Below are 21,738 nucleotides of genomic sequence, written 5' to 3'. Positions count from 1 at the left end.
AGCATTTCACCAGGTTATCGGACCCAGATGCAGTTATTTCCCTAAATACACTCCAATTCTGTGCCAATACAAGCCAATAAGAGCTATGCAGTCCGATAAGCTTGAAAAATGCAGCGAAAATCTAAAATAGCTGCAATGGAGTCCGATACGATGGACATTTGGCGAAAGTCCAATACAGAATACATCAGAAGGAAGATCTAATTGGATTATGAATAACGACTTCGACATCGCTTAAGAAACATCCTGCTGAGCATTCGTTTTTCAAGTCTTCTCTCTGCAACTTTTTAGATACTTTCTGCCAATTGCATAGTGGTAACACATGTATTATCACTCTTAAAAGTGGAAAGCTCAGATTTTGCTGCTTTTCCATCCTGCTCAATGGTTACGTTATATTTTTTGTCCCGGGGTAACCAAAGATCAATAAATCCGTTAGATAGCGATTTCATTTCTTGATCCACAATCACATTGCCTTCGCTGTCTTCGATATATACTTTAAACTCATCATCCGTTAATTCCCCTTGGCAGCCAGTCAAGCTATGTGTTGCGCAAGGATGCGTATTCTCCACATATGGAGCTATAGAAACAAAAAACTCATCTTTAGGCAAGTCGTAAGTTTTCTCTTTATTGTTACTATCGGTTACAATAAGTTGCTCAGAAGTGATAGACGCGGACAGGTTTTCCAGACTGCTTGAACTATATTCTTGCACTAATTGCTTAATGTCGGTTGTATCTTGTGCTGAAGGCGTATCCTTATCGATACCTCCCAATAACAAATACGCACCTAATGCAACAACCGCCGCTCCCGATACCACCAAGATATTTCTTTTCATTTGTAATCATCTCCTTCGCTTATTCGCCAGATTATGTACTCACTCAAAGTATCTTCCATTTCTTTTAGTATAACTAGTTAAACTAAACTAACACAATTATGAACAAGGCAAAATAGTGAAAAGTTATGTATTTGATTCATCCTCTATCAACACAAAAAAAGGCCTCCTCACTGGTTTTTCAACCTCGAGGAAGCCTTTTATCTTTTATATTATTATGCTTGTAAATTACCGACCATAACACGAATGACATCCGCAAGAGGAGTAGCTGAACGTTTCAGCAGTTTCTCTAAATCGCTACTTTCAATATTAAGCCAACCTTCACGAATCCCACGTTGTATAGCTACAACTATTGGAAGCGCAGCTTCTGGGACACCCACCTCCGACATGGTCTTGGCATAAGCCTCGTCGTCAACCTGGATTACTTTGATTTCTTTACCGATTACACTGCCTATGATCTCAGTCAATTCCTCTTGTGTTAAAGGGTTGCCAGACAATTCATACACTGTGTTCTCATGTCCGTCACCTGTCAGAACATTTGCTGCAGCTTCTGCATAATCTCCGCGTGTAGCCCAGCCAACTTTACCATTCCCTGCTGAAGTCACCCATGGGGCACCTGCTAGAGCACCTTGAATGGAGCCGATCTCATTCTCCAAATACCAGTTATTACGGAGGAAGCTGTAAGGAATGCCAGTTGCGCGAATAGCTTCTTCGGTGATGCGGTGAACTTCAGCAAGAAATAGCTCACTCTTGTCTGCTTGTCCTACACTTGTGTAGGCAATGAAGCCGACGCCTGCTTTTTCCGCAGCAGCAACAGCTGCTTTATGTTGACGAATCCGGGTTTCATTATCACCATCTGCAGATACAATTAATAATCGATCCACACCGGCAAATGCTGATTCCAGCGTCTCAGGTTGATCAAAATCACCATGACGGACTTCCACTCCACGTGCCTGAAGATCACTTGCTTTTTCTGGGTTCCGCACACTAACTACAAGATCACCTGCAGGTACAGTTTTAAGTAAAGCTTCTATCACCAATGATCCGAATTGACCTGTTGCTCCTGTTATTGCTATTTTCATTTTTACTTCCTCCTCAAATTAGGATGATAAATTTATTTTAACCACTACCTGTAACTATTGTAGTTACAATCAGTTTGGATGTCAACTTATTTATGATCCCAACTCTGGCTGGATAATAAACAGGAGAATTAAAAAATTATATTCAGAACAAAAAAACCACCGTCATTTCCGTTAGGAAAAACGCTGGTTCTATGATTAGCTCCAACTCAACTTAATAATGGTCCCTTGTCCAGGGCTACTCTCAACAGCAATTCTGCCCTCCATACATTCGATTAATCCCTTGGAGATCGCCATGCCAAGGCCGGATCCGTTGGAGCTAGATACCGTGTCCGTTCCTCGATAATAACGTTCAAATAGACGGTTAAGTGTGACTTCATCCATTCCATCGCCATCATCGGAAAATTGAATAGTAAATCCACTGTCCAAATCATTCATAGTAAGCGAAACCGTTAAAATCGTATCCGAGGGGTTATGAAGTAAAGCATTCGCAGTCAAATTGTTGACCACCCGCTCTAGCCATGGAGTATACAATCGGGCTCTCACTTCGTTTGGTGCCGGCACAAATATAATTCGTTGCTTCCCATATTCGGGATTTGCAGCAGCTTGATCAAGGGCTTGATGTAGCCAAGAGTTCAATTCCACCTCCATCAGCTCTGGTGGCTTGATCCCTGTTTTTAGCCGATAGGTCATGGCAAGATCACTGATCAGCATGTCCATATGGGCTGATTTATCCAGCATCGTCCTTGTAAACTTGCGAACTTCCTCTTTCGACCAATCATACGAAGGCTCCGCCAGTAAATGGGCATAACCAGTTATAGAAGATAAAGGAGTTTTTAAATCATGTGTAACACCTGCGATCCATTCTTCCCTCAAATTCTCTGTTTGTTGCCGCAACGCCTGATCTCTCTGCAAATTAGCAGATAATTTCTCTATGGATACCATAACATCAGAAAAAACCCGGTATCTCCGCCTCCATTTACCTACGTGGGTTCGACTACGACGATTTCCTTTACGGTCCATAGGCTCTGTATATATGGCATTTCCAATGGAATCGAGCCATACAAGCATATGCAGCATTGGCGCTCCAAACCTATGAGCTTGCCATAAAGAAAGCAATATAAATGCAAGCAATAAAGCCGCGAGCATCGCTAATGAGCCTTTAATAACAATTTTAACCTCTTCAGGTACCCATACCTTTTGTCCTGTATCTGCACCCTTTACGTTCGGTTGTCCAACGATCCATGTTTGGCCCGTTTGTTTATCAAAAGAAGATCGGACATGATAGCCGTAACGTTCACTGTAGAGAGTGCGTAGTGCTAGCTCTGGCACTGAGTACTTGGTGGGAATCATCTTTGGCCTATTATAGGAGAGCAGCTCCGTACCCGATGAATCGATGAGTTGAACAAAAGCCTGTGATGATTTAATTTCTCTTTCAATCGAATCAGGCAGAACCAGATCTCCATCTACTGCATCAAATGTACCTTCGCTCATTTTTTTTAACAGAGGATCTAGTATATTTGGCGCGCCATAAAGAAGCGTGAATTGTCTCCCATTTTTCTCTTGAATCCATACAGCCAGAGTATACCGAAAAGGCTGAGTCCCTGTCCAATAGGCGACTACTTCACCCGGTCCATATTGAATTGGGACATCTTTTGGAGTGTTGTAGGCACTTTCAACTTTTCCATTTTCATCGATGTTTTGCAGCCAGCCCTTATTCTTCTTCACTTGCTCCAGCAAGCTCGGGGAAAATTGAATGCCCTTCTCATCAATTTTGGAGGATTCAACCAGTTGCTCTAAGCCAACATTCGCAAAATCACGCGTAATACTGATATCGAGAAAACGCAACAGCATCCAAGTAAACGTTACTGCTGCAATAGCGAGAACAACCATTCCCGTAATTGCTAGCTGTAGAACGAACCTTAACGTTAACCGACGTTTGATATTCATGGCATAGACAACTCCTGGCGGTCTACCTTCACCAGCTTATAACCAAGACCCCTAACGTTAACAATAAATTTTGGATCGGACGGGTCTGCTTCGATACGTTCTCTAATTCGATGAATATGAACCATGACCGTATTATCATCGCTCAGTGCTTCATCGCCCCATACTTTCTCATATAACTCACTTTTGCTGAAAATCTGATTGGGATGTTTGCATAAGAAGACCAGCAGTTGAAATACAAGTGCCGGACAAGCAACAGACTGACCCTCTACCAGGAGTTCTCCCGCTGTCTCATCTAGCTTAAACCTTCCGTAATCATATACATTTGCAGAATTATGGGGGACTATTTCTACACTCTTGCCAGTAGCCTGTTGGTTAGCAGAAGCAAAATATCTCCGCAGTTGTGCTCTTATACGAGCCACCACTTCAAGCGGGTTAAAGGGCTTGGTAATATAATCATCTCCGCCTATAGCAAATCCCGTTAATTTATCGAAATCAGACGTTCGAGCAGTCAGAAAAAGAATAGGGGCATCCGTCGTCTGACGGATAAAAGGGCAGATTTCGATACCACTTCGTCCGGGCAGCATTACATCCAGCACAATTAAATCATATTTTTTGGATTCACAGGCACTTACTGCTTCTTCACCTGTTTGCACTGTATCTATATTGGCGTAGCCTTCCTTACGCAGCACTGTCTCCATAATGTCTAAAAGCGATACCTCATCATCAACCAATAAAATTGAAGCCTCATTCATATAAATTTTCCCTTTCACAATAGACGTTTTTATCATCATAGCATGATTTTTTTGGCTAGCAATCTTACTAATCTTAACGGAAGCTTAATTCGTATTCATTATATAGCTAGTAAATTATGTAAGTGTTAATATAGAATTTCAGAAGCGCTAAGGATAGACTGCTACAATCGTAATACTGGGAGGCGATATATATGAACAAAAAACCTAAAAAAATCATTCATAAAGTTATTTTGAATACAAGAACTGCCTTGGCTGTAGGGTCATTGTCTTTATTAATGGCTGCCTGTGGAGGAGAGAATGCAGATGTGCCGACTACTGAAAAGGCGGAGCAGACAACAAGCCCGGCCACAGCTGCCATTCTGAGCGGATTTGCTCCAGATGAACTATCAAAGATTCTACTGGACGGGAAGTACAAGGAGTTGTATGCCCGCTTTAATCAGCCTTTAAAAGATGAAATAAGTGAAGCAGAATTAACAGAGACAGGAATAGAATTCACTAAGGGTATCCATACATTGGAAAAGGCATCGACCATGCAGCTTAATGGATTTGATCGACGCACATGGGTTAGTGATGCTGGCAATAAGGGGCTTGTCGGGATGTTTGATACGGATGGGACGATTACATTAATTCAAGTTCAAGAGCTTACCCCTTCTCCTGAAACCGACAATGTACTAAGCAAACATGAATACGCACTGCCGTTTGAGGGAGATTGGTATGTATTTTGGGGTGGTGAAAATGTGCTTGTGAATTATCATTATGAGTTAGAAATCCAGCGGTACGCTTACGATTTTATCCAAACCAAAGATAACTATTCCTATACAGGAGATCCACTAAAAAATGAAAGCTATTATGCCTTTGGCAAAAACATTCTCGCTCCAGCGGACGGCACCGTTGTATCGGTTGTGAATGACATTAAAGACAATGAGCCAGTTGGGGTCATGAATCCGAATCAAGCTACCGGAAATATCGTTGTCATTGATCATGGCGGGGAATATAGTCATTTGGCGCATCTCAAACAAGGGTCAGTTACTGTAAAACCGGGGGATAAAGTCGAAAAAGGTGAAGTTATTGGCTTAACAGGTAATTCTGGTAATACGAGCGAGGCCCATCTACACTTCCAAATCTCAGATGGAGCTGATCTATTCACTTCCCGGGCAATCAGAGTTAAATGGGAGAAAAATTTAAAACCAATTCAAGGTGAGACTATTTCCGCCGCTAATTAGCGCTAAATTCCGGGTCGCTAAGGTTGTCTCTCATAAATAATAAATCAGATGAGACAACCTTGATCTTCCCTAAAAAACATCCTACTTTCTTGTAATACCAATACATATAATCCGGGTAATTCACAAATAATAATAGACATATAGGATATATAGTGACTAAATATGGCTCTCTTTTCAGAGGAAAGGAAGTGTCAACCCCGATGTCTTTACTCCTAGGCTCTCATGTGTCTATGACCGGAACAAAAATGCTCCTTCGAGCTAGTGAAGAGGCAGCCTCTTATGGAGCGACCACCTTCCTTTTTTATACCGGAGCCCCACAAAATACACGCCGCAAACCCATTGAAGCTTTGAATATTGAAGCGGGACATGCTCATATGAGAGATAACGGTATTTCTAATATTATTGTTCACGCTCCATTTATTGTTAACTTAGGAAATACACTTTCGGCACAGGTCTTTAAGCATAGTATAGGATTTCTTCAATCAGAAATCATAAGAACAGAAGCTTTGGGTTCAACCCAAATCGTCCTACATCCTGGCTCCCATGTTGGTGCTGGCTCTCAAGCTGGAATCTCTCGGATCGTGGAAGGCTTAAACGAAGTGCTAACAGATAAACGAAATGTTCAGGTTTCATTAGAAACTATGGCTGGAAAAGGTAGTGAATGTGGAGTCTCTTTTGAAGAACTTGCAGCTATTATTGATGGAGTGACCCATAATGAGCGTCTATCAATTTGTTTGGATACTTGCCATATCCATGATGCCGGTTATAACGTAAAAGAAGATTTTGATGGCATATTGGATAAATTTGATCGATTGATCGGAATAGAGCGACTAAAGGTAATTCACGTCAATGATTCAAAGAATATCAAGGGCTCACATAAAGACAGGCACGAAAATATAGGACACGGATATATCGGCCTTCAGGCGCTTCGATATGTGGTCCACCATCCTCAACTATCAACCATTCCCAAACTCCTAGAGACTCCCTCCATCGGTGAAAAGAAATATGTAAACGCACCCTATAAGCATGAGATTTCCTTGTTAAGGGGAGAAACAAATGAGCTGGTAAAAAAATAAAAACCGCCAATTACGCGGTTTTTCATCTGTGCAGCCATGATCGACTATCCTTTTGTGGAATCAATTGTAATAGGTGCGGTTCCATTTAGCTGGAGTTTTTTTAACGAGTTTTTCTTTGCTGTTAATTCTTTGGAAAGATCAGCTTGCAGGCGATTCATGTTTTTAATTTCATCGTTAAGCTTTTTGATTCGCGTCATTTTACTGCTCAAATCTGTGTGAGACTTGCTAAATTTCATATCCTGTTCTAATTGATTAATTTTGAATTTGGATTTTTCCTTTTTGTTCTTCACGTTTTTGAGTTTGCTCTCTACCTCTATGATTTCTTGTTCTAACCTTTGGATCATTGGTTTGGTGAAATTAATCGCCATTCTTACACCCCATATCATTTAGTGTTGCCGAGAATCAATTCTACTATAAAAGAACAAAAAAGCACACTCATTAGAGTATGCTTTTTAAAAATAATCAGAGAAATAAGGATGTTCTGGCCTGATTAACCCTTCCAGGAATTGAACTGTAGCTTCATCTGCCTGGATCCGACCGATCCTAGCCAAATAGGTAGGTCGCTTATAGCCCATTAACATCGTGGTTAAAGTAGGAATGTCAATCAACAAGGAAGGGTTAGTCCCTCCTGCGTGCAAAATACCTGTTCCATCCTTATCCACATTAAGCGTAAATGTACCCCGGTTCCATTCCAGCATCGGATCACTCAAGGTGAAGATAAGGCAACCATCTTTATCCTGTTTTTTAAACGGATACTGTTCGATAAATAATTGCACATCCACTATCCGGGCCATAAAATAAGGAGCAATGGTTTCCTTGATGTCACCATCATCTAAAACGAAGGAAAGCGGCTCCCCTTTATAAATATCCCCTTTGACAAGAGTAATCATCGAAAAATGTGCACTTATAAAGTTCCATAATCCCACGCGAGCTTCTTCGTTAATATATACCATTTCTTTGATGTAAAAGATCTCCTCAGCAACCCAATACAACAAATACCCTGTGGGCAAATCATCATTGTTATAGTAGATGCCCACTGTCATTTCATCCAGATCCCAGCGTAAATATTCTTCCCAAGCCAACTTATTTCGAAGCATAGCTCCATGATGCTGCATGGAGAACTGATCATATATCTCCTTGATATCTGGATGTTCAATAGTTACCCGCTCCACGTTCCCAGGAACTTTTTTAGTTTTCGGCAGCTGGGTATCCGGAACTTCAAATGAGATTTTATCGGTAATGATCTCCCAGCCTTTCCGCCTATAATACGGAATAGAATACGGAAATAGATAAGAAATTGATTGCTTGCGGCCCCGCATTTTAGTTAATGCATGCAACATCAGCTTATTCATTAAACCTAAATTAGCATATTCGGGATAGGTTCCAACACCCGTCAGGCCACCCATCTCATAAATTCGCCCAAAAATATTTACTTGAAATGGGTATACTGCTAACTGTGAAATCAATTTATCACCATCAAACCAACCGACCACATCAGCATACTTTAGAACTGGCAGCTTCGCTTGGGTGATTTCACGATTTTCCCAACCAAAGATTTGTAAATCACGATTCGTCACTTGAAATACATAACGTAATAAATTATTAAATTGCTCTGCATGTTTAGTCTCGACATTTGCTAACCTGATTCTATCCTGCAACTTATTGCGACTCACTAGCAATACCCCCGCTGAATTCCCCAGATATAAATCAGAAATCACTCTTATTATTCTTAATATCCGTACAATAAATACATTCTTTCAGAGAAGGTTAGCCTAACGAGTTCTTTTGCAGCTTCGGGATCAAAGCATACGCAAACGTGATGAATGGGCTTAACCACAAAAGGGTGGCATAAGGTATATATTCAATTACCGGCACACCTAGTGTAGCAGCGAAAAAAGCACCGCTAACTCCCCAAGGAATTAAAGGATTAACAAGGGTTCCACAATCCTCTAACGTACGGGATAGTGTCTTTGCTGGAATGCCTCGGCGATTATATTCATCTTTGAACATTTGACCAGGCAACAAAATAGAAAGATACTGTTCACCAGTCATCCCATTAACCGCAATGGATGATGCGCCGCTCATAAGCACGATACTGCTTTTACGTTTGAGGGGTTGAATGATTTTGCGAAAAAAAGCCTCTATGACACCACATTGTTGTATTAGTCCGCCTAATGATAAAGCAATCAAGATAAGTGAAACGGAACTCATCATTGATTGCATTCCACCTCGGTTAACGATAGAAGCAACGGTTTCATTGGCAATAGTACTTTCGTATCCATTCTGCATCACACTGAACCAGACACCGATTTCTGCCTGCTGCTGAATAATAGCGGTCACTAGAAGACCAGTAACAATACCAACTATCAGTGTAGGAAGGATTGGGATTCGTTTGATTGAGCAAATAATAACGGCAAGTGGTGAGATCAAAGTCAACCAGTGGATATGAAATCCATCTTGTAGAGCAAACTTAATCCCCTGAATCGACGATAAATCAATCGCATCGGCTTTTGGTGCGAACAAGAAAAAGACAGTAGTTATTATAAGCGCCGGAATCGTTGTGTACATCATATTACGAATATGTGTGAACAAGGATATACCTACCACTGCAGGTGCAAAATTCGTCGTATCGGATAAGGGTGACATTTTATCACCAAAACAAGCTCCGCAAATGATCGCTCCAGCAGCAAGTGTGGGAGAAATCCCTGTCGTCAAAGCAATACCCATCAAAGCTACGCCGATCGTGCTAACGGTGGTGAATGAGCTTCCAGTAAACATAGAGACGACAATTGTGACATATAACGCGCTTACTGCAAAGTAGTTCGGATTAATATAATCCATACCATAAAATAAAAGTGTAGGCACCGTACCACTCATCATCCATACAGCGATCAATATTCCGATTAGCATGAGGATAAGAATGGGCATTATAGCTGTTTGGATGCCTTTAATGATAGCTGCCTCAATATCTTTCCATGACACGCCAAATAAACCCAATAAGACTGCTGTGCCAACTGTGGTTGCGAGAAGGGGGATATGAGGTTCTGCTTTTAATAGGAAAATAGATACAAAAAGAAGTGCAAAAATAAAAGCGATGATAATCATACTTTTTGAAAAACTAAGCTGACGGTCCATAACGATAGTGCTCCTTAACATTGTGATTGGGATAAAATTCGGAGATTGCGGCGCTTCCTTACTTTTAAGCTTTTAAGCTTTTAGGCTTTTGGGCAATGAAGCACAGAGGTAATATTAACGATAAGATAGAGAAGAGTCAATGTTAAGAACATACAATGAAGGTTTTTCCATTAAAAAAACAGAGGGCAAAATGCCGCTCTGCTTTATATTCATCCTATTCACTTTACAATTGCAGCTTTAAAATATCCTGCGGAGTTTCAAATTTATATTTCGCGGGAATATGCTCATGCTGCTTGCATCCCCATAAAGCTAATCCAAAATCGACACCAGCATCTCGTGCACATTCATAATCATAAATCGTGTCCCCTATGTAAATAGATGATTCAGGGTTTGCTTTTGATACTCTAATAAATTCTAGCAAGGGGTCTGGATGTGGCTTATGCTTTGCTGTATCTTCTGCGATAACGGTATATGATAAATATTTAGTTAAGCCAAATGGAACGAAATCATCATTTAGCTCAGCTCTTGTCTTGGAAGTCACAATTCCTTGAACGATCTCTTTTGACTGTAATGAACTCATTACATCTACAATTCCGTCAAAGATGTTAATAGTATCATAGAAATCTTTCATGAAAACATTCCATCTCTCATTGCCCTCATGAATATCTTCGATCCCAAGTTGTGGTAATGAAGCTGAACCGGGAATACCTAACACAAAATAGAGCTCTGACAATTCATACTCTCTGTTATGATCCACCTTTAACATCTTTTGCAGAGAACTCAGAACAGCGATTTCTGTATCAATTAAGGTTCCATCCACATCAAAGATTACAGTGTTATATTTACGCATAACTACCTCCTATAGGATTACAACAAATACAAGATTATTAATCGTTAAGCTTAATCTATTACTTAGAAAATAACTCTACGGCTTGTGTATCCATAATCGGATTGATATATTTCTCTAGCGTAATCGTTAGGGGTTGAGGATAATCTTTCGCTCCCTTTCCAAAAGTATAACGCATTTCATCCACGGCTGTACCCTCCTTTGAAGTCATGTAGCCACCGAAGTTTCCTGCCGAAGTTGTTTTGATTGCTCTTTTATGCACATTTCCTTCCGCATCAGTAAAAGTCTCAGCAAGTCTAGTATAGTATTTTAAATATTCGGCATCAGTAATTGTATGCCGTAACAAGATCTCTCCTTCATCTGCATAATTCTCTTGCGTTGGAGAAACAAGCTCAAGGCCGCTTCCCGGTGCTTCAATGATTTGCTGCTTATTGAGATCGACAACAATTTTCATTTTATTCTTTTCCACTGCCGAGATACCAAAGGTTTTTAATGAAACGGTGTCTGGCTGACGGTTTAGGCTGCTCTGGCTGTTCCTGAACACCAGCGTAAACTTGGTGTTGTCCGAATAGACTTCAGAATTGTCAGAGTTGACGATGTCGGGGTAAAATAATTTTTCGGTAGCTCCCCCATTTGTATTAATCAGAACTGGATTAATCAATTGAAAAATTTGTTTATCATTGTTCAGATCATACTCCAAATCTACATAGGTACTAAGCGGTGTATATTGCACTAGATTCACTTTAATCTTTTGCCCGTCAACTGTCAGCGTTTTATCCGTTTTTAGAATTCTTTCCTGTGCTTTGAGCATATCAGGATTAAGTTCGAAAGCAACATCCAGATTAGTCCGGTACTTATTACTACTGGATTGTAGCGCCTTATCTGAAGTTTCAGTGAGAATGACATTATAGTTTACTTCCTTTGGATATTTAACCGTTGGTGAAAGACTAGTAGTGTATATAAAATCCTTAGACTGGCCTGGTTGAATTCGGTTATCGCTGGCAAGCATACTTAGTGCAGCACCTTTATGTAGATTCGACTCCTGTATGCCTTCATATTGAAGCGCAAAATTCGCATGTATAACTTCTTTGTCTGTATTGTTCTGAACACTGTATAGAATATACACCTTCCTTCCATCTGTTACTGCACCAGTTACATCTACTCGGTACCCCTTGTTTTCCGCGCTCTGACCCACCGGCATCACGAGATTCTGTTCCAGAGCACTAGCAAGCGCTGGTTCTAACCTTGAAAATGAACGATACGCTGCAAAATCATCTGTATTTTTAGGGCTGGCGGTTTGAACTGAAGGTTGAGCCACTTCCTTGGCCGGTAACCCGATTGAAGAGTATGTAAATAATAGGGCTGCGGCTGCAGCTGCGATCACTCCCAAACCTGCGGTATAAACGCGGCGTTTCTCACGTTTTTTTCCTTCCATAATTCCCTTTCGCATCGCGTTATAAATTTTCATTTCCTGTAAAGTTTCAGTATTCTGATTCATTTCATCAACATTTTTCTGCAAAATACGATCTTCTTTATCTGTCACTCTATTCACCTCCTATATCACTTCAACACATTACGAAGCTGTTTAAGTCCCTCGCGTAACCAGGTTTTGATTGTGCCTTCAGGTTTTTTTAGCACTTTTGCGATTTCGATTGTAGTCATGTCATTGTAATATTTAAGAAGTACCACATGCCGATATTTGGGCTTTAATCGGTTCAGAGCACGTTCCAGATCAATCCGGTCGTTACTTTTCATTTCCTGAGTTGCAACCTCTGCCAGCTTCTCCGTAGGAATCACTCGTTTTTTTCGTCGTAGTTCATCCATACAGCAATTGATCGTAATTCGAATCAACCAAGGTGTAAATGACTGTTCATCTTTAAGCTTCTTACGTTTCATCCAGGCTCGACATGAAGCCTCTTGTACAACTTCTAACGCGTCCGCTTCTGTCCGTAGATAACTATAAGCGACGGTGTACATTTTCCGATGCTCCACATACAGGCGTTTAAAGAAAACTTCCTCATCCATTCGGGCAAAATCAACCATTCTGACCTCGTCCATCGTCCTATCCACCACTCACCACACCCCCTCTTTTTTTGTCAGTGTCGGTATTAGGATAAAGTCATCGTTCTGATGTTCTTATAAGTAAGACGGAGTTGAACGTAAAAACGATTGATTTTTTTCATAAAAAAGTGCTGGCAAAGATGCCAACACTCCATTTTCATATTTATCGATCACGATTAACCATATAATTCAATAGATGTTTTAAAAAATTGATATTGCGGGGGATCTCTTTTAGCGCCTCCATGGCAAGACAATAGTGCTCCCACATCTCTTTTCTAGCGCCTTCTGAACCCAGAATGGATACAAACGTTGCATTGTTATTCTCAACATCCTGCCCTGTGGGCTTACCCAGTAATTGTAAATCCCCTTCCAAGTCGAGTAAATCATCTTTAATCTGAAAAGCAATCCCCGCATGATAAGCGAATTTCTTCAAAGCTTCAATTTCTGTCTCCTTAACCTGTGCGAGAATCGCTGGCATAACTAGTGAAGCCTCGAACGCAATGCCCGTCTTATAGAAACAAATCATATTTAATTGCTCTAGCGTCAATGCTTTTCCTTTAGAATTTAAATCCATTGCTTGCCCCATGCAGGTATCTTCCGCCTTTTGAGCTGAATATTGCATTAAAGCAATTACGGATTTAGCATCGAATGTAGAAAGGGATGCCTGTTCCTCAATCGACTTCTGAATTAGAAAGAGTCCTGTCAATTCTGCCGTTGCGCTATTATACACCTCATGTAGAGTTGAACGGCCTCTTCGAGTGGGGGCATTATCCTGAGAGGGCAGATCATCGAAAATTAAGGATGCAGTATGCATATATTCCAAAGACCTCAAAAGCGGCACAATTGCCGCGCTGTCTAATCCGTATTCGTTCACCCCCATAACCCAAGTCAGAATAGGTCGTATTCGCTTGCCATCACCCTCTAAACTATAATTGGCTGCATCAATTAACATTTCTTTCATAGCTGGTGTCCCAACAGGTTTATTAATCGGCAATTGATTGTTGATTTCACCACGAACCTTTTGAATCGTATTGTGAAAATCCACCTTTTCCTGCTTGTTGTTTTTTAAATTCGTGAGCATTTGATCTCTTAGTAGTTTGTCAAAAAAATCCACATCATCAGCTTTCAACACCATTTGCTGCACGAGACGATTAAATTCGGGTTGACCCGAAGCAAAGATCTCCATAATCTCTTTATACTTTTCAGTACCCACACGTTCTTTACAACGCTTCAAACCGTTAATTGCTCGATCTAGAATCACTTCACGGGTTTTGGCATCGGAGTGATATACGGAATGGATTAGATGAGAGATGACGGTCCAGTATAATTCAAAAGGGTTTATCAAATCTGAACGTTGATCACGGTATTTCAGAAAATAGGTATACGGCGTTACCGCTCCCTCTTTCATATCGTCAAACATATCTGCAAAATCATCAGCCAGTTGATTGTAAAGACCATAATAAAAAGTGCGTTGATCAAATCCATCATCTGTAGGTGCACTAATAACGGATCGGACAATTAAACGGGAAGAAGAGGATTTTAAGATAATGGGGATATAAAGCTCTTCATTGGTGTATTTAGCATTGGAAAGTTCCTTAACACGGTCCAGCTCCTGAGATTGAAAAAACACAAAGGATTGCTCGAAGAATATGTTCTGCATTTCTGGACGTTGATAGCTTTTAATATATTCGAAAGCTTCACTAAGCTCCGAATGTACGTATCGAATGAATTCCATGTTCTCTCCGGACCATTCTCCAAGGTCAGGCACAGATCTAGTAAGGATAGCGTCGCGTATCATGAGGGAAAATTGCTCTTTTTCTTGAACCGTTAAGACACTGGAATCGAGAAGATCATCAATAAAAGGGTAAGTCAGCCCATAAGAATAACCAAGTCTAATGGCTTCACTAAGCTTCTTAGAACGTTCCAAAGGTGGGGTACTCTCCCCCATTTCCTCCATTACATGCAGAATGACCCCGATAATGATCTTAATTAACTTACGCTGCGCTTGTTCGGCATTCATTTCCTGCGGAATTTGGGTTGATACGTTCTTTAGCTTGTCGATCACCCAGATGGTGGCGGTCTCGACGCCTTCTTTCTGCGCCCAGCGATATACTCCTGCCAAGCTCATAAATTCCGATTGATCTCTTATCGTTGTTGAATCGTCTGGGATCAATTGAGATCTAATGTCAGCAACCATTCGCTTAATCCTGTTTTGTGTATCAGTAGAATCCAAGGCTTTGCCCAGATCCCTCATATATAAATAGGACACGCTGCGATCTAAATAATCATCCAATTTACCGTTAAGATTCAGCCAGCCTATATACCTATGATAATCCTGCGAATCAGGTTTCCTTTTCCCTCTAGAGAAAAATGACAACCATGAGCGGCGATGAATATGATGTTTTTTCCATAATTGAATATCTTCAGTGAGAGTAGATACATAAGTTTGTTCTTTGAACTGCAATTGCAGTGAAATAAAATACTGAGCCGCCCTCTGCTCGGCTAGCGAATAGGCTGAATTGGCATGATCGGTTACATTCACATTCATAGGTGGATTACCTCAACTTCTCTTTTGGTTAATTGTCGGTCATGTTCATATCTTATACGGAGAAGTGTCTTTATGGTTACGAATTCTTCGCCATACGTTTCCCAATAAAGTCAAAGATCAGACCCGCTGTCCTTTTTATAGGACCCAATGAAACAGGATAATAATAACCCGACTCAAACCAGCCTTGTTCTTTGTAATAACGATAATCCTTGGAATGATCATCAAGCATTGTTTTTATACTTGTACGTGACATTCGAAACAGCATTAATCTGAGAAAAGAAGGAACTGGAGTCTTGGGCGACATAAGGTCCTTATAGAATCTTTCGGAGGCCTTCTTTATTTGTCTCGTCATTTTTTTCTGCGCAACTTCTGTTCTTGGCTCCAAAGTAGTCAAGACACAGCCTTTTGTAACTTGAAATCCGAAATTCTCGCCCATATTACTAAGGTATTTCACAATTTTGCTGCCTCCAAAGATCCCCTGATTGACAATAGCCGTGAAGGTTTTCCCGAAGAATCGAGGTCTATGAAATACAAAAGCAAGCCGGTCCAAGAGGGTCTTCATCGGTGCCGATACATGAAATGCATAATTAGGCGTGGCGAAAATAATTCCGTCAGAATGGATCATTTTCTCCATCAATACATCGCGATCATCCTTTAGTGGACAATATTCCTCACCTTTATTGAAACATATCTTGCAGCCCCGGCAATATTCAAGCCGATAATCTTTTAAAAAGACATACTCAAATTCAATATCACCATATGCTTTTAAATTATTGCCAAATTCACAAACCGCTTCAAAGGTCGCATGCTTTTGTTGATTCCCAATAAATGCAGTAACTTTTTTCATTTGAACCCCTCCATATATGCATATTTTGAATAACACCCATCAATATGAATGAATAATATTTTATTCATTCATATTGTAGCACCTTGATCCCTTTTATGCGATATAATTCCATTTGAGAATGCAAAAAAAAGAAGCCCGACTTGACCAGGCTTCTGTTAACTTCCCTCTATATCTTTTTAGCGTAATTATGTGTAACAAAATCAACTAGCAGATTCACACTGCTCTCCATATCGTAAATCTCTGTGTTAACTGTCAATTCGGCATGTTCAGGGGCTTCATAAATAGCATCAATACCTGTAAACTCACGAATTTCACCTTTTCTAGCTTTCTTATACAGCCCTTTAGGATCACGTTGTTCGCAGGTTTCTAATGAACATTGCACATAAATCTCTGCAAACTCGCCAGACTGAAAACGATATCTAATCGCTTCTCTAGCAGCTGAAGAAGGTGAAATCATCGGGACAAGCACTATAAAGCCTAGATCCAAAAACATAGATGCTACTTCGGCTGCGCGACGCATATTTTCTTTACGATCCTCTTCTGAAAAGCCTAAATCAATATTCAAACCTTTTCTTAGCTGGTCGCCGTCGATCACAGCACATCGGATGCCTTGCTTAAACAATTCTTTTTCAGCTTGTTGTGCTAGTGTACTTTTTCCTGAACCTGATAATCCTGTGAACCAAAACACTCCTGCTTTATGACCGTTCAACAGCTCCCAATCTTTTCTATTCATTCTAAGACGCCCCTTTCTATATGATTAATATTATACTAGTTTACCGCAGTCTTGAGAGAAATGGCTGATCCTAATTCCTTCTGTATATACGCTATATCAGTCATCTGCTCAATATGGTAAACTCCACCTGGGGGTGGTGAATCATATAGATGTTTTGCTACTGCCGCTGTTACTTTTGCCGTAATGATAGATTGATTCTTTCCTTGTAATAAAAAATCCGCATGAAGTAATTGACCTTCTGAATTTCTTCCATGTGCTTCAACCTTAATAGCGAACCCATCATCCCCCAAATGCAGCCGCCCCATAACACGAACAATTGAATTCTTCAGCCAGCCTATTTGCAGTAAGCGAACGGCTCCAGTTCTTTTCGTTATTGCCAGTATTTTAGTAACTACAGCTGAATCAAGACAAAATCGTGTAGAGATAGACGATGATTTCAGTGTTCTGCTAAGTGTCTGTTGATCTGAAAATGGAAAACGGTAAGCATATCGGTTACCCATCTCATCACCAAAATGATACAACCTTCTGTCTGTAAAGCTCTCCACCTCAACCTGGCGATTATCCTGCTTCACTTCGAACTTAGCTGCTAAACTGTCAACTGTCCATTCTAGCGCCGCTTTGCCATGAGAATCACCTAATCCGAGCATAATCGCAATTTCTATCTCCTCAATCTGATCCATCTGCCGCTCTGCTTCAAGGGCCAGGAGATTAGTGATGCCGGGAGCAAGTCCTACACTTAAGACAGCACTTGACCCATTGTCTTCAGCTTCTCTCTTGTATTTCTCAATTTCATTCAAAAACAAACCGTTCGCAGATACATCCACATAATGAATACCGCTTCGAAACACCGCTCTTATAAAATCCGTATCCGTTTGATCTAAGCACATAATGATTAATTTCACTCGTTCTAACTTATCAGTAGGTAAAGGTTTATTAATATCCAACTGCATCGGCTTAATTTTCCCATTAGTTGCTTGACTGAATTGCTTTGCTTTTACAAGGCTTCGCCCTGCAGCATATACTTTTCCAGGATATTTTTTCTCTAAGATTTCACAAATGGTACGCCCTACATGGCCATATCCACCGACGACTACAATATCTTCTTTTCTCTGCATTTTATCACCGCATCCTATATAATAGAAATAATTAAGAACCATTCTCAATTATACGGATATGGTTTACATTCACTATCCCATAAATGTGGGATACTTGTTTTTATACTCCATGACTAGAGGGCTGACCTATGAAAACCATAAGACAACTTAATCATATTAAACAACAAATCATACGGTTAGGTGCTGTTTCTGATTCTTCACATAGCTACCGTACTTCATTACTGTCGATTTTACGCGAGGCTGTACCCTTTGATGCTGCCTGCTGTACCCATGTTGATCCACAGACACTACTCTCGACAGGTGCGGTTACAGAAGATAACGTGGAATCCATTCATCATCACTTGTTCCAGATCGAATACGGTGAAGACGATATTAATCCCTATGAGCAAATGGTTCATAGTAAAGTGCACGTAGCTACTTTATATGAAGCAACCGAAGGGCAGCCAGATTTGAGTGCCCGCTATCAAAAAGTACTGTCTCCGGCAGGATTTGAGGATGAATTACGCGCTGTACTTGTTCATGGAGATGCGTGTTGGGGATATCTGACACTTTACAGAAAGTCGGGTCAGCCTGTATTTTCACAGGAAGATTGTGTACGGATAGCCTTAATGCTTCCTGAGATTGCCGCAAGAATGCGGGCTTTCAGTCTTGAGTTGCCTGAGAGAAATCAGACTTGGCTGGAAGAAGATTACGGTTCCGGAATTGCCGTCCTTTCTGATCAACTAGTTCTCCTCTCCTCCAATCCTACAGCAGACCGCTGGTTAGAGAAACTTCGTTCATTAGAAAAAATTGATCACCATATCCTGCCACGACCAATTCGGGCGGTGAGCACACAAGCAATCAATAGTCCCTCTGAATCTTCGGGGATGGCTAAGTCCTGTATCCGGATGTCAGACGGACCTTATCTAGTGATCCGGGCTAGCCGGCTTCATGCATACGACGGTCAGACGCAAATTGCCATTTCATTCGAGCCTGCACGTCCAGCAGACATGCTTCCTATCATTGCAGAAGCGTATGATCTGACGAAACGGGAACAGCATTTACTTGAAGGAGTAATTCGCGGATTATCTACTAAAGAATTGGCTGCTGAGTTACATATTTCTGCTTACACGGTTCAGGATCATTTAAAATCCATTTTCGCTAAAGCAGGTGTCAGCAGTCGTAGAGAGCTTATCTGGCATTTACATTCTCGTTATAGCATTTCAGAGAAATAGGATCGCCGAGCTTCTTATCAAAAAAGCCCAAGCCTTTATTAACAAAGGACTTGGGCTTTAATTTTTATCTTTTATTTCCTTAATGCGATGCCGTAAATTCTTCCAGCTCAGAAGCAGGGTCAAACTTCTCCCTGCTCATCACAAATGCTGCCATTAGAGCTATAACAGATGGAATAATCGCCCAAGCAAAGGTATGAACAAGAGAAGAAGATAATCCTTCGGTGATTTTATCAAGAACCTCAGAGGGAATTTTGGCCCGTGTGTCGGGAGTCAAAATTGTACTTGGATCACTTAGATTAACACCTTCTGGCGCCGCGCCTCCCTTACTGAACATGGAAGCTAGTTTATTCGAAAAAATGTGACTTTGAATAATACCAAATACCGTAATGCCAAGTGTCATTCCCAGCTCCCGTGTGAAGCTAAGTGTCGAACTTGCAGAACCCCGTTGTCTTGCTGTAAATCCATGAATCGCTGCATTGCTTAGAACAGAAAATGATGAACCTATGCCAAGACCCACCAGAAACATAAAAATAGTGACCATAAACCGGGAGGAGTCTGGTGTTAGTGTGGTAAGTAGAGCCATACCTGCTACAAGGAGTACTAACGTAGAAATCATGATCGTGCGATAATTAAATTTAGAGAGCAAGAATCCTCCGCCAGCAGCAGTGATAACAGAACCAATCATCATCGGAAGTAGAACAAGCCCCGAATTTGTGGCAGACCCGCCAAGAACCCCTTGAATATAAATTGGAATGTACACCGAGGCTGTAATAAATGCCGCTCCGCTAAATATCGCCATAACATTACTCGTAGAATAGAGACGATTCTTGAACATGCCAAAGGTAATGATTGGCTCTTCTGCACGACGTTCGATAACAATAAAACCAATTAAAAACACAACAAAAGCCATAAACAATCCCAGAATCATTGTCGAGTCCCAAGCATATTTCTTACCCCCGAGCTCAATCGCAAACATGAGACAAAGGATTGAAGCTACAAGTGTAAAAGCCCCAAGATAATCAATTTTCTCTTTGGAATGCTCAACAGATTCTTTGTAGAAGAAAGCGATCATAAAGAATGCAATAACACCAATGGGTAAATTGATATAAAAGACCCAAGACCAATGAATATAATCCGCTATATAAGCGCCAATAAGGGGACCAAAAATACTGGAAATACCATAGGCAGCACCGAATAACCCACCGATTTTCCCACGTTTTTCTGGGGCCACTACATCGAACATAATCGTGAATGCAATAGGAACGAGTGCCCCTCCACCAATACCCTGAATTGCCCGATAAATACTAAGCTGGACAATAGAATTTGCCGTACCACATAAAGCTGAACCAATCATAAAAACAATAATACCGAAAATAAAAAATCGCTTACGTCCATACATATCCGATAATTTACCGAAAATCGGCATACCCGCCATCTCAGCTATCATATAAGCGGACGTAACCCACATCAATTTGTCAAAGCCGCCAAGGTCACCTACAATGGTTCCCATTGCGGTTGCAAGTATAGTATTATCCATTGATGCCATAAGTGTAGTCAACAATAGAGCTACTATAATAACCCCAACTTTATTTTTCTTTTCCATGCTCCTTTTTCTCCTCCACTTTTCCCAAATGTTTAGTTCTACTCTAATTGTTAAAGGATTGTGCACAGGCTTCATTCCAAACCATGTGATGTTATACCCTTTGCAAATTAGTGAATAATTCGATAAAATCAAGACAATTAATTAGATGTTCATCAAGCATCTCGTTCATTGATTATCTTGACTATCAAGATATAAACATTTTAAAAGGAGGGTCCTCTTTTGTCAAGAGATCGACACAATCAAGTTACAATTCAGCAGGAAGACTTAACTTTACGCATGCGAGGCCTAGGCAGCCGAACGGTTTTGTATCAGCAAAAAGTAGCAACTTCTCTAGGGTTATACAATAACGATTTTCTATCTATAGATATCCTTCATGAAAAAGGTCCTATCACCGCAGGCGAGCTATCCAAATTAACTGGACTTACTACAGGCAGCATTACCACATTAGTTGATCGACTTGAAAAAAACGGCTTTGTTCGCAGAGAACATGATCCCAATGACCGTCGTAAGGTGATTATTGTTCCTTTATATGAGAATAACGAGGTTGGAAATGCCTACCTTCCTTTGCACACTAAGATGGTTAAACTGGCGTCTTCCTTTACTGAGCAGGAGCTTGAGCTTATAACAACATTTTTAGGCAAAGCAAGTACCATCCTGGAAGAGCAGATTCACTATCTCAGCACTACAACGAGTAACTAAAACTGTATAATCGTCAAAAAGGACGATCT

General features: G+C 40.7%; 19 protein-coding genes. 4 read left to right on the top strand and 15 right to left on the bottom strand.

Annotated elements, in window-relative coordinates:
* Positions 1 to 284 precede the first annotated feature (284 nt).
* From MHI25_RS15115 to MHI25_RS15100, 4 genes are all read right to left on the bottom strand, one after another.
* Positions 285 to 830, bottom strand: a complete 546-nt coding sequence (locus MHI25_RS15115) for a CueP family metal-binding protein (protein ID WP_076125722.1) — start codon at positions 828 to 830, stop codon at positions 285 to 287.
* Positions 831 to 1,042: 212 nt separating this feature from the next.
* Positions 1,043 to 1,909: an SDR family oxidoreductase gene (locus MHI25_RS15110; RefSeq protein ID WP_076184560.1), complete on the bottom strand. Its 867-nt coding sequence runs from the start codon at positions 1,907 to 1,909 to the stop codon at positions 1,043 to 1,045.
* A 195-nt stretch (positions 1,910 to 2,104) separates the two neighbouring features.
* The gene (locus MHI25_RS15105; RefSeq protein ID WP_340395608.1) at positions 2,105 to 3,856 is read right to left on the bottom strand and encodes a HAMP domain-containing sensor histidine kinase; all 1,752 of its coding nucleotides are present in this window, start codon (positions 3,854 to 3,856) and stop codon (positions 2,105 to 2,107) included.
* Positions 3,853 to 4,608 carry a response regulator transcription factor gene (locus MHI25_RS15100; protein ID WP_340395607.1) on the bottom strand — a complete coding sequence of 252 codons (756 nt, stop codon included), beginning with the start codon at positions 4,606 to 4,608 and terminating at the stop codon, positions 3,853 to 3,855. Before MHI25_RS15100 ends, MHI25_RS15105 begins: the two co-directional genes overlap by 4 nt.
* Before the next feature lie 191 nt (positions 4,609 to 4,799).
* On the opposite strand from MHI25_RS15100, the gene MHI25_RS15095 reads away from it, so the two are divergent.
* On the top strand, positions 4,800 to 5,831 hold the full coding sequence (locus tag MHI25_RS15095; RefSeq protein ID WP_340395606.1) for a M23 family metallopeptidase: 1,032 nt from the start codon (positions 4,800 to 4,802) through the stop codon (positions 5,829 to 5,831).
* A 200-nt stretch (positions 5,832 to 6,031) separates the two neighbouring features.
* A complete protein-coding gene (locus MHI25_RS15090; RefSeq protein WP_340395605.1) occupies positions 6,032 to 6,907 on the top strand; it encodes a deoxyribonuclease IV in 876 nt (291 codons plus the stop codon).
* Between the two features lie 44 nt (positions 6,908 to 6,951).
* Here the strand turns inward: MHI25_RS15090 and MHI25_RS15085 are convergent, their stop codons facing one another.
* The 10 genes from MHI25_RS15085 to MHI25_RS15040 form a co-directional block, all read right to left on the bottom strand.
* The gene (locus MHI25_RS15085) at positions 6,952 to 7,275 is read right to left on the bottom strand and encodes a hypothetical protein (RefSeq protein ID WP_248548239.1); all 324 of its coding nucleotides are present in this window, start codon (positions 7,273 to 7,275) and stop codon (positions 6,952 to 6,954) included.
* Between the two features lie 84 nt (positions 7,276 to 7,359).
* Positions 7,360 to 8,580 (bottom strand): GNAT family N-acetyltransferase, encoded by a 1,221-nt coding sequence (locus tag MHI25_RS15080; protein WP_076302051.1) that lies wholly within the window; start codon positions 8,578 to 8,580, stop codon positions 7,360 to 7,362.
* Positions 8,581 to 8,674: 94 nt separating this feature from the next.
* On the bottom strand, positions 8,675 to 10,042 hold the full coding sequence (nhaC, locus tag MHI25_RS15075) for a Na+/H+ antiporter NhaC (protein WP_340395604.1): 1,368 nt from the start codon (positions 10,040 to 10,042) through the stop codon (positions 8,675 to 8,677).
* Between the two features lie 223 nt (positions 10,043 to 10,265).
* Positions 10,266 to 10,892 (bottom strand): HAD family hydrolase, encoded by a 627-nt coding sequence (locus MHI25_RS15070; protein WP_076184554.1) that lies wholly within the window; start codon positions 10,890 to 10,892, stop codon positions 10,266 to 10,268.
* Between the two features lie 58 nt (positions 10,893 to 10,950).
* Positions 10,951 to 12,432, bottom strand: coding sequence for a DUF4179 domain-containing protein (locus MHI25_RS15065; protein ID WP_076184553.1), 1,482 nt, complete (start codon positions 12,430 to 12,432; stop codon positions 10,951 to 10,953).
* Positions 12,433 to 12,449: 17 nt separating this feature from the next.
* Complete coding sequence (locus MHI25_RS15060) at positions 12,450 to 12,947, bottom strand: RNA polymerase sigma factor (RefSeq protein ID WP_076125874.1); 498 nt, start codon at positions 12,945 to 12,947, stop codon at positions 12,450 to 12,452.
* Positions 12,948 to 13,113: 166 nt separating this feature from the next.
* Positions 13,114 to 15,498, bottom strand: a complete 2,385-nt coding sequence (locus MHI25_RS15055) for a polyprenyl synthetase family protein (protein ID WP_340395603.1) — start codon at positions 15,496 to 15,498, stop codon at positions 13,114 to 13,116.
* 76 nt (positions 15,499 to 15,574) lie between these two features.
* Positions 15,575 to 16,345, bottom strand: coding sequence for a flavodoxin family protein (locus MHI25_RS15050; RefSeq protein WP_340395602.1), 771 nt, complete (start codon positions 16,343 to 16,345; stop codon positions 15,575 to 15,577).
* A 166-nt stretch (positions 16,346 to 16,511) separates the two neighbouring features.
* Positions 16,512 to 17,078, bottom strand: coding sequence for an adenylyl-sulfate kinase (cysC, locus tag MHI25_RS15045; protein ID WP_339810446.1), 567 nt, complete (start codon positions 17,076 to 17,078; stop codon positions 16,512 to 16,514).
* Between the two features lie 35 nt (positions 17,079 to 17,113).
* Positions 17,114 to 18,193 carry a saccharopine dehydrogenase NADP-binding domain-containing protein gene (locus tag MHI25_RS15040; protein ID WP_076316228.1) on the bottom strand — a complete coding sequence of 360 codons (1,080 nt, stop codon included), beginning with the start codon at positions 18,191 to 18,193 and terminating at the stop codon, positions 17,114 to 17,116.
* A 128-nt stretch (positions 18,194 to 18,321) separates the two neighbouring features.
* On the opposite strand from MHI25_RS15040, the gene MHI25_RS15035 reads away from it, so the two are divergent.
* On the top strand, positions 18,322 to 19,407 hold the full coding sequence (locus MHI25_RS15035) for a helix-turn-helix transcriptional regulator (protein ID WP_076278428.1): 1,086 nt from the start codon (positions 18,322 to 18,324) through the stop codon (positions 19,405 to 19,407).
* A gap of 79 nt (positions 19,408 to 19,486) precedes the next feature.
* Here the strand turns inward: MHI25_RS15035 and MHI25_RS15030 are convergent, their stop codons facing one another.
* Entirely contained in the window at positions 19,487 to 21,010 is a 1,524-nt protein-coding gene (locus MHI25_RS15030; protein ID WP_340395601.1) for an MDR family MFS transporter, read from the bottom strand.
* Positions 21,011 to 21,286: 276 nt separating this feature from the next.
* On the opposite strand from MHI25_RS15030, the gene MHI25_RS15025 reads away from it, so the two are divergent.
* Positions 21,287 to 21,709: a MarR family transcriptional regulator gene (locus MHI25_RS15025; RefSeq protein WP_172628892.1), complete on the top strand. Its 423-nt coding sequence runs from the start codon at positions 21,287 to 21,289 to the stop codon at positions 21,707 to 21,709.
* The last annotated feature ends 29 nt before the right edge of the window (positions 21,710 to 21,738 follow it).

The organism is Paenibacillus sp. FSL E2-0177 (assembly GCF_037992975.1).
Classification (GTDB): domain Bacteria; phylum Bacillota; class Bacilli; order Paenibacillales; family Paenibacillaceae; genus Paenibacillus_AQ; species Paenibacillus_AQ odorifer.
The sequence above is the reverse complement of the archived record's forward strand: the minus strand, read 5'-3'. Positions and strand labels throughout refer to the sequence as shown.

What these genes read in the sequence shown, in the direction of transcription:
- cysC (WP_339810446.1), bottom strand. Translation starts at nt 17,078, where the DNA reads ATGAATAGAAAAGATTGGGAGCTGTTGAACGGTCATAAAGCAGGAGTG.
- MHI25_RS15085 (WP_248548239.1), bottom strand. Translation starts at nt 7,275, where the DNA reads ATGGCGATTAATTTCACCAAACCAATGATCCAAAGGTTAGAACAAGAA.
- nhaC (WP_340395604.1), bottom strand. Translation starts at nt 10,042, where the DNA reads ATGGACCGTCAGCTTAGTTTTTCAAAAAGTATGATTATCATCGCTTTT.
- MHI25_RS15035 (WP_076278428.1), top strand. Translation starts at nt 18,322, where the DNA reads ATGAAAACCATAAGACAACTTAATCATATTAAACAACAAATCATACGG.
- MHI25_RS15030 (WP_340395601.1), bottom strand. Translation starts at nt 21,010, where the DNA reads ATGGAAAAGAAAAATAAAGTTGGGGTTATTATAGTAGCTCTATTGTTG.
- MHI25_RS15025 (WP_172628892.1), top strand. Translation starts at nt 21,287, where the DNA reads ATGCGAGGCCTAGGCAGCCGAACGGTTTTGTATCAGCAAAAAGTAGCA.
- MHI25_RS15090 (WP_340395605.1), top strand. Translation starts at nt 6,032, where the DNA reads ATGTCTTTACTCCTAGGCTCTCATGTGTCTATGACCGGAACAAAAATG.
- MHI25_RS15040 (WP_076316228.1), bottom strand. Translation starts at nt 18,193, where the DNA reads ATGCAGAGAAAAGAAGATATTGTAGTCGTCGGTGGATATGGCCATGTA.
- MHI25_RS15100 (WP_340395607.1), bottom strand. Translation starts at nt 4,608, where the DNA reads ATGAATGAGGCTTCAATTTTATTGGTTGATGATGAGGTATCGCTTTTA.
- MHI25_RS15115 (WP_076125722.1), bottom strand. Translation starts at nt 830, where the DNA reads ATGAAAAGAAATATCTTGGTGGTATCGGGAGCGGCGGTTGTTGCATTA.
- MHI25_RS15110 (WP_076184560.1), bottom strand. Translation starts at nt 1,909, where the DNA reads ATGAAAATAGCAATAACAGGAGCAACAGGTCAATTCGGATCATTGGTG.
- MHI25_RS15050 (WP_340395602.1), bottom strand. Translation starts at nt 16,345, where the DNA reads ATGAAAAAAGTTACTGCATTTATTGGGAATCAACAAAAGCATGCGACC.
- MHI25_RS15070 (WP_076184554.1), bottom strand. Translation starts at nt 10,892, where the DNA reads ATGCGTAAATATAACACTGTAATCTTTGATGTGGATGGAACCTTAATT.
- MHI25_RS15105 (WP_340395608.1), bottom strand. Translation starts at nt 3,856, where the DNA reads ATGAATATCAAACGTCGGTTAACGTTAAGGTTCGTTCTACAGCTAGCA.
- MHI25_RS15055 (WP_340395603.1), bottom strand. Translation starts at nt 15,498, where the DNA reads ATGAATGTGAATGTAACCGATCATGCCAATTCAGCCTATTCGCTAGCC.
- MHI25_RS15095 (WP_340395606.1), top strand. Translation starts at nt 4,800, where the DNA reads ATGAACAAAAAACCTAAAAAAATCATTCATAAAGTTATTTTGAATACA.
- MHI25_RS15060 (WP_076125874.1), bottom strand. Translation starts at nt 12,947, where the DNA reads ATGGACGAGGTCAGAATGGTTGATTTTGCCCGAATGGATGAGGAAGTT.